Source organism: Streptomyces sp. SID3343, assembly GCF_009865215.1.
Taxonomy (GTDB): Bacteria; Actinomycetota; Actinomycetes; order Streptomycetales; family Streptomycetaceae; genus Embleya.
Window position 1 is genome coordinate 1 of sequence record NZ_WWJX01001474.1, and the last position, 7,901, is coordinate 7,901.

Genomic DNA, 7,901 nt, shown 5'->3' on the forward strand with positions numbered 1-7,901 from the left:
CCCCCAACAGAAACAAACCCCGACCCGAAACCGGAACCAGAGGCGGAAGCGGAGGCGGACGCAGAACCGGAACCGGAACCGGAACCGGAGCCGAAAGCAGAGCCGGAACCGGAGCCGGAGCCGAAAGCAGAGCCGGAGCCGGAGCCGGAAAGCGACCCTGTCGACGACGCCAAGCCCGACGACTCGCCCAAGAAATCCTGACCCCCACCAAGGCCCCGAGGCCGGATCACGCCCACCCGCAGCCCGAATCCCCCAGCCAACGCCCCAAACGCAACGGGTGGTGCGGGTGGGAACACACTCCCAACCCAACCAACACGCCCCGCAACGCCCGCGCCCAACCCAACCCGCCCCACCCACCAGGGCCAAGCGGCCAAGCGGCCAGGCGGCCAGGCGGCCAGGCGGCCAGGCGGCCAAGAGCTAACGAACCACGCCACCCCCAACCGCATCGGAAGCCCGAGGCCACTCCCGTCCCTCGACCTCCTCCACCGAGAGGTTGAACCGGGTCAAGACCGCGTACAACTCCTGCCGCTCACCATCACCCCAGGACGCCAACACCCGCTCCAGCCCCCGGCAATGCGTCTCTCGCTCCCCCGCGAGCCGCCCCGCGCCCTCGGCCGTGATCCGCAGTTTGCGCGCGAGACCGCCGGCGGGGTCGGCGATCCGCTCCGCGTCGCCGGCTCGCAGTAGCGCCGCCACCTGCCGGTTCACCGTCGACGTGTCGAGCCGGAACGCTTCCGCGAGTTGCCCGATGGTCATCGGTCCCTCGACCTCCAGGCGGGTCAGCAGCAGATAGGCGGAGCGCTCCATACCGTCGCCGCGCCGTTTGCCCATGACGTGGTGCCGGGCGATGAGCATCAGCTCTCGCTCGATGCCTTCCAACACGTCCACTCCCGCCTTCACTCCAGTGCGCCGTCTCCACGACCCTAGCGCGGCACCCTCGCAATGTGCACGATACACATCATGTGTATCGTGCACATTTGCTACCACGCGCAGTCACCACCAGTCACTCCCCCAGGAGGCAGTCAGTGAGCGGTCCGAGCGGAACGTCCGAACCAGTCCCGACAGCGGCGATACCCGACGGAGCCGGCGGCGTGCCCGCGCCGCTCCCGGTCGACCGCTCGGGCATCGTGGTGGCGGTACTCGCCTTCTGTGGTGTGGTCGTGGCGCTCATGCAGACCCTCGTCGTACCGCTGCTGCCCAGCCTGCCGCACCTGCTCGACACCTCGCCCGCCAACGCGTCGTGGGTGGTGACCGCCACGCTGCTCTCGGGCGCCGTGTGCACGCCGGTCATGGGTCGCCTCGGCGACATGTTCGGCAAGCGGCGCATCCTCGTCGTCAGCCTCGGGTTGATGGTCGTCGGCTCCGTGCTGTGCGCGCTCTCCGACGCTCTGCTCCCGATGGTGATCGGCCGCTTCCTCCAGGGCGCGTCGTTCGGCGTGATCCCGCTGGGCATCAGCATCATGCGCGACGAACTGCCGCCCGCGAAGCTGGGATCCGCGATCGCGCTGATGAGCGCGACGCTCGGGATCGGCGGCGCGATCGGCCTGCCGGTGGCCGCGCTGATCGCGCAGAACACCGACTGGCACATGATGTTCTGGGCCGCGGGGGCGATCGGCGCGGTCGACATCGCCCTGGTCCTGTTCCTCGTCCCCGAGTCGCCGATCCGCCTGCCGGGGCGCTTCGACTTCGCCGGCGCCGCCGGGCTCTCGGTCGGTCTGATCTCCCTGCTGCTCGCGATCACCAAGGGCGGCGACTGGGGATGGGGCAGTCCGATCACGCTCGGCCTGCTCGGCGTCGCGCTCGTCGTCCTGCTCGCGTGGGGCTACCTCGAACTGCGCACCGCGCAACCGCTCGTCGACCTGCGCATCTCGGCCAAGCCACAGGTGCTGTTCACCAACCTCGCCTCCGTCGTGGTCGGCTTCGCGATGTTCGCGCAGTCGCTGGTGTTCCCCCAGATCCTGATGAACCCCGAGGTCACCGGGTACGGGCTCGGCAAGAGCATGGTGGTGGCGGGCATGTGCATGGCGCCGTCCGGGATCGTGATGATGCTGGTGTCGCCGTTGTCCGCGCGGTTGTCCTCCACCTACGGCCCCAAGGTGTCGCTGATGGCCGGCACCGTGGTGATCGCGATCGGCTACGCGCTCTCGGTGTTCATGATCGACGCGGTCTGGAAGATCGTCACGATGGCCGTACTCTCCGCCGTCGGCGTGGCGCTCGCGTACGCGGCGATGCCGTCGCTGATCATGCAGGCCGTCCCGATCAGCGAGACCGGCTCGGCGACGGGCCTCAACACCCTGATGCGCTCGATCGGCACGTCGACCTCCAGCGCCGTGATCGGCGTCGTGCTCGCCAACATGACAATGCACACCGGCGGCCGCGAGTTCCCCGCCCACGACGCCTTCACGACGGCCCTGTGGCTCGGCTGCGGCGCGGCCGTCGTCGGCTTTGTGGTCGCCGTTTTCATTCCCGGACGCAAACCGTCCGAAGCCGGACAGATCCCTGCTCAGACCCGGCAGGACAGTACTGCGAGTGTCAGGACATCTTCGTGACGTGACATGAATTTCACGTCAGGACATGGCAATTACCTGCCCGGGTAGCCGATGCTCGTAGGCCACACCCCGGCACCGACCACCCGATCTGTCACATCCGACAGGGAGCCCGCCGACTCCACACCTACTCCTCTCAGGAGCCGATATGAGCCTTCCCACCTTCCGCGGATCACGCGCGCCCGCACCGGATCCGGTCCACCGGCCGCCCTGGACGGCCGAGTCGGAATGGCGGAAACGACCCCTGCCGGTCGAACTCCCCAACGGTGGAAAGGCGTTGGCGGGTGGGCTCGTGGTGGTGGCGGCGCACCCGGAGGACCCGATCCTGGGCGTGGGCGGTCTCATCTCCCGCGCCGTGGAAGCCGGTTCGCGGGTACGGGTGGTCACCGTGACCGACGGCGACGCGTCCCATCGCGGCAGCAAGCTGCCCGGTTCGGTGTTGGCCGCGCGTCGGATCCGCGAGGTGGATCGCGCCTTCGCCACGATCGTCGGCAACCCGGGCGGGGTCGCCCCGGTGGAGATGCTTCGGCTGCGGGTCCCGGACCGCGCCGTGGCCGCCCACGAACGCGACATCGTCCAGCGGCTGATCCCGCTCGTCGCGGGATTCGGTCTGTGCGCGGCCAATTGGCGCTCGGACGGCTTCGAGGACCACGACAGCACGGGCCGCGCGGCCGAGGCCGCGTGCAGCGAAACGGGGGTCTCCCTGGTCGAGTTCCCGCTGCGCATGTGGCAGTGGGCCCGCCCGGACGACACTCGCGTCCCGTGGGGCCGGGCCGTGCGGGTGGACCTCACCGAGCTCCAACAGGCCCGCAAGGAACGCGCGCTGTCCTGCCTGGCCTCGCAGATATCCCCGCTGGTCCCGGGCCGCGACGACCGGGTCCCGCTCCCGCCGGAGAAACTGACCTACTTCCGCCGCTCGTACGAAGTCCTGTTCCGGTAGCGCCCACGCGGGGCCGGCCGAGTCTCGGGGCTTGGCCGGCCCGGCCGCGCGCACACCGCCCGCGCCGCCACCGCCCGTCCTCGACCCGATCGCACCGCTCGGCCACTGCACTCGGTCCCCACTGCGCTCGGTCCACTCGAACCCGCTCGAACCCGCTCGGACCGCTCACAGACCGCTCACATCGCGTAGCTCTCCCGGCCGGTCAGTCCCTCGCGCAGCACGCTCAGGGTGTGGGTCAGCAGGCGCGACACGTGCATCTGCGAGATGCCCAGGCGTTCGCCGATCTGCGCCTGGGTCATGTCGCCGGTGAAGCGCAGCGCGAGTATGGTCCGCTCCCGCTGGGGCAGGTCCGCGATCAGCGGCCGAAGGGACTCGCGATACTCCACCAGCTCCAGCTCGCGGTCCTCGCCGCCCATGCGTTCGCCGATCGAGGCGCCGTCGCCGAACGCCGATTCGTCGAGCGAGGAGGCGTTGTACGCGGAGCATGCGGTGAGGCCCTCGGTGACCTCGCCCTCGGTCAGGTTCAGCACCTTCGCGAGCTGCGCGGCGCACGGCGCGTGGCCGAGGTCGGCGGTCAGCTTGTCGTTGGCGCGCATCAGCTCGGCGCGCAGTTCGCGCAGCCGGCGCGGAACCCGGACCGCCCATGACGTGTCCCGGAAGAAGCGCTTGATCTCACCCGAGATGGTGGGCATCGCATACGCCAGGAAGCCGGTCTCGCGGCCGCCGTCGTAGCGGTCGATCGCCTTGATCAAGCCGATCGTGCCGACCTGGACGATGTCCTCCATCGGCTCGGCGCGGCGGCGGTAGCGCCCGGCCGCGTAGCGCACCAGCGGCATGTTCAACGCCACCAGACAGCCGCGCAGCTCACTGTGCGGGCGGGTGCCGGGTTCGGTGCGAGCCAGTCGGTCGAGCAGGCGCTCGCCCAGGTCACGGGCCTCCAGCGCGGCCAGCTTCGCCATCCGGCCGGGATCGGCCAAGACCTCGTCGACGGTCGGGCTGTCCGCTCCCGGCGGTCCTGCTCGCGGCGGTCCCGCTGCGGGCGGCCCTGCTCCGGAACCTGCTGCGGCCACCGGGTTCTGCGGGTCTCTGCGGTCGAGCCGAACGCCCATGCGCGTTCCCCTTCCCTGGGTCGAGCGTACGCCTAGCGGCTTCTCTGCCGTCCCACGCGCAAACCTCGAACACCCGACGGAAAGGGGAACGTGCCGCGGCGCGGTCCGGGCCCCAAGCCGACCCGGGGCTAACCCGGGATCATCAGCCGCTCGCGCAGCGATGCCAGCGTGCGGGCGAGAAGGCGGGACACGTGCATCTGCGAGATGCCGATCCGCTCACCGATCTGCGCCTGCGTCAGGTTGCCGTAGAAGCGCATGACCAGGATCGCGCGCTCGCGCTGCGGCAGTTCGGCCAGCAGTGGGCGCAGCGCCTCGCGGTACTCGACCAGGTCGAGGGCGTGGTCCTCGGAGCCGAGCCGGTCGCCCACCGTCTCCTGGCCGTCGGCGTCGCCGTAGGCCGTCTCGTCGAGCGAGGTCGCGGTGTACACCGTGCACGCGTCGAGCCCTTCGAGCACCTCCTCCTCGGTGATGCACAGGCGCTCGGACAGCTCGCGCGGGGTGGGCGTACGGCCGTGCATCGCGGTGAGTTCGTCGGTGGCGCGCAGCAGTTCGGTACGCAGTTCGCGCAGCCGGCGCGGGACGCGTACCGACCACGACGTGTCCCGGAAGAAGCGCTTGATCTCGCCGATGATCGTCGGCATCGCGTAGGCCATGAAGCTGCTGCCGCGGTCCGCCTCGTAGCGGTCGATCGCCTTGATCAGGCCGATCGTGCCGACCTGGACGATGTCCTCGACGGGCTCACCGCGGCGCCGGTAACGGCCGGCGGCGTGCCGGACCATCGGCAGGTTGAGTTCGACGAGCAGTCCGCGCAGGTAGGAGTGGTCCACGGTGCCCGGTTCCAGGGTCGCGAGCCGGGCGAGCATCAGGTCGCCGGCCGCTCGGGCCATCGGGGTGGGCAGCCGGGTCACCATGTGCGGGTGGGCCAGCAGGTCGTCGATGTCGACGGTCGGCGCGGGGGCCGGAGGCGGGGTCGGGGTCGGCGTCGAGGCGGGGGCGGGCGCCGGTGCAGAGGTCGGCGGAGGCGCACCGGGGGCGGCGCGGGTCTCCGAGGTCGTGTGGAGGGTGTCGAGGCGCACGGCCATGCAGGGTCTCCCAATCCGGATGGATGGACACCGACAACCCCGAGCGACATCGAGTCTGTGACCTGAAGCACAGGAAGATCAAGAGCCCTCCGGGGGTACGTCCTGAGGTCAGGATCGCGACACACCTCCCCACCTCGGCAAACGACGGACCGGCGAAACGGAAAAAACGAGCGAAAGCAGCCCATACGGCGCAGCGAAATCGGACACCGGCCAACTAAACGTGCGCCATCCGTGGACGAAACGCGACGAACCACCACTCGAAAAGTTCGAGTGGTGGTTCGTTGTGCTCATCTCGATCGCGAAACCGATCGAGGCGACCGCTCAGCGCAGTTCGAGCAGCAGGTCTCCCGCCTCGACCGACGACACCGCACCGATCGCGAGCCGCGAGACCGTGCCCGCGCTCTGCGCCGTGATCGACGCCTCCATCTTCATCGCCTCGATCGTGGCCACCGTGGCACCGGCCTCGATCTCGTCGCCCACGGCCACCTGAAGGGTCACCACACCACTGAACGGCGCGGCGACGTGCTTCGGGTTGTCCGCGTTGGCGCGCTCGCTCTCCGGGCGGGCCGGCTTGACCGAGCGGTCACGCACCGAGAGCACGCGCGGCTGGCCGTTCATCCGGCAGTACACGGTGCGGAACCCGCGCTCGTCCACCTCGCCGACCGCCTCGACCGCGAGGTAGAGGTCGACGCCCGTGGAGAGCTTGATGGCCAGTTCCTCGCCCTGGACCAGCCCGTACAGGAACGGCACCGTCGGCACCGCGGAGACGTCGCCGTACAACCGCTCGGCCTCGTCGTAGTCCTTGGCCGGGCCGGGGAAGAGCAGCCGGTTGAGCGTGTCGCGCAGTTCGTCGCCGTCGAGCGCGGCCTCCTGCGCCGCGGTCAGTTCGACCGTGCGGGTCGAGCTCGCGGTGCGGCCCGCGAGGGCGCGGGTGCGGAACGGCTCGGGCCAGCCGCCGGGCGGCGTGCCCAGCTCGCCCTGGAGGAAGCCGATCACCGAGTCCGGCACGTCGAACGCGCTCGGGTCGGCCTCGAACTTGGCCGGGTCGGCGCCGACCGCGCTCAGGTGCAGCGCGAGGTCGCCGACGACCTTGCTGGACGGGGTGACCTTGACGATGTTGCCCAGGATCCGGTTCGAGGCCGCGTAGGCGTCCTCGATGTCCTCGAACTTGTGGCCCAGGCCCAGCGCGATCGCCTGCTGGCGCAGGTTGGAGAGCTGTCCGCCCGGGATCTCGTGGCGGTACACCCGGCCGGTGGGGGCGGGCAGGCCCGACTCGAACGGCGAGTACGCCTCGCGCACGGCGGCCCAATAGGGCTCCAGGGCGCACAGCGCGTCGAGCGAGACGCCGCTCTCGCGGTCGGTGTAGTCGGTCGCCGCGACGATCGCCGACAGCGGCGGCTGGCTGGTGGTGCCGGCCAGCGCCGCGGAGGCGCCGTCGACCGCGTCCACGCCGGCCTCGATCGCGGCCAGGTAGGTCGCGAGTTGGCCGCCGGCCGTGTCGTGCGTGTGCAGGTGCACGGGCAGGTCGAACCGCTCGCGCAGCGCGGTGATCAGCGTGCGCGCGGCCGGGGCGCGCAGCAGGCCCGCCATGTCCTTGACGCACAGCACGTGCACGCCGGCCTCGACGAGCTGTTCGGCCAGGCGCAGGTAGTAGTCCAGCGTGTACAGCTTCTCGCCCGGGTCGGACAGGTCGCCGGTGTAGCACAGCGTGCCCTCGGCGATCGCGTGCGTGCCCAGGGTGGCCTCGATCGCCGGGCGCATCGCCTCGATGTCGTTGAGCGCGTCGAAGATGCGGAAGATGTCGATGCCGGTGCGCGCGGCCTCCTCGACGAACTTCACGCAGACCTTGTCCGGGTACGGCGTGTAGCCGACGGTGTTGCGGCCGCGCAGCAGCATCTGGAGGTTGAGGTTGGGCATCCCCTCGCGCAGCGCCGCGAGGCGGTTCCACGGGTCCTCCTTGAGGAACCGCAGCGCGACGTCGTAGGTCGCGCCGCCCCACGCCTCGACGCTGAGCAGCTCCGGGGTCAACCGCGCGACGTAGGGCGCGACGGCCGCGAGGTCGTAGGTGCGTACCCGGGTGGCGAGCAGCGACTGGTGCGCGTCGCGGAACGTGGTGTCGGTGATCGCGAGCGCGTTCTGCTCGCGCAGCGCGCGGGCGTAGCCGGCCGCGCCCAGTTCCCGCAGGCGGTCGCGGCCGCCGGCCGGCAGGTCGCCGCCGGGCAGC

7 protein-coding genes are annotated in these 7,901 nt (G+C 70.7%); 3 read left to right on the forward strand and 4 right to left on the reverse strand.

The window, feature by feature from the left end:
* The coding region (locus tag GT354_RS55375) for a hypothetical protein (RefSeq protein ID WP_237536148.1) at positions 1–201 on the forward strand (201 nt) is incomplete at its 5' end.
* Positions 202–417: 216 nt separating this feature from the next.
* On the opposite strand, the gene GT354_RS46950 is transcribed toward GT354_RS55375, so the two are convergent.
* Positions 418–888 (reverse strand): MarR family transcriptional regulator, encoded by a 471-nt coding sequence (locus GT354_RS46950; RefSeq protein WP_346012497.1) that lies wholly within the window; start codon positions 886–888, stop codon positions 418–420.
* Between the two features lie 203 nt (positions 889–1,091).
* Here GT354_RS46950 and GT354_RS46955 point away from each other — a divergent pair, with 203 nt between their 5' ends.
* Positions 1,092–2,549, forward strand: coding sequence for an MFS transporter (locus tag GT354_RS46955; RefSeq protein ID WP_346012498.1), 1,458 nt, complete (start codon positions 1,092–1,094; stop codon positions 2,547–2,549).
* Positions 2,550–2,694: 145 nt separating this feature from the next.
* Complete coding sequence (locus GT354_RS46960; RefSeq protein WP_161363828.1) at positions 2,695–3,486, forward strand: PIG-L family deacetylase; 792 nt, start codon at positions 2,695–2,697, stop codon at positions 3,484–3,486.
* A 176-nt stretch (positions 3,487–3,662) separates the two neighbouring features.
* On the opposite strand, the gene GT354_RS46965 is transcribed toward GT354_RS46960, so the two are convergent.
* The 3 genes from GT354_RS46965 to GT354_RS46975 form a co-directional block, all read right to left on the reverse strand.
* On the reverse strand, positions 3,663–4,595 hold the full coding sequence (locus GT354_RS46965) for a SigB/SigF/SigG family RNA polymerase sigma factor (RefSeq protein ID WP_161363829.1): 933 nt from the start codon (positions 4,593–4,595) through the stop codon (positions 3,663–3,665).
* A 128-nt stretch (positions 4,596–4,723) separates the two neighbouring features.
* Positions 4,724–5,677: an RNA polymerase sigma factor SigF gene (locus GT354_RS46970; protein WP_161363830.1), complete on the reverse strand. Its 954-nt coding sequence runs from the start codon at positions 5,675–5,677 to the stop codon at positions 4,724–4,726.
* A 321-nt stretch (positions 5,678–5,998) separates the two neighbouring features.
* A partial coding sequence (locus GT354_RS46975) for a pyruvate carboxylase subunit B (RefSeq protein WP_161363832.1) occupies positions 5,999–7,901 on the reverse strand: 1,903 nt, incomplete at its 5' end.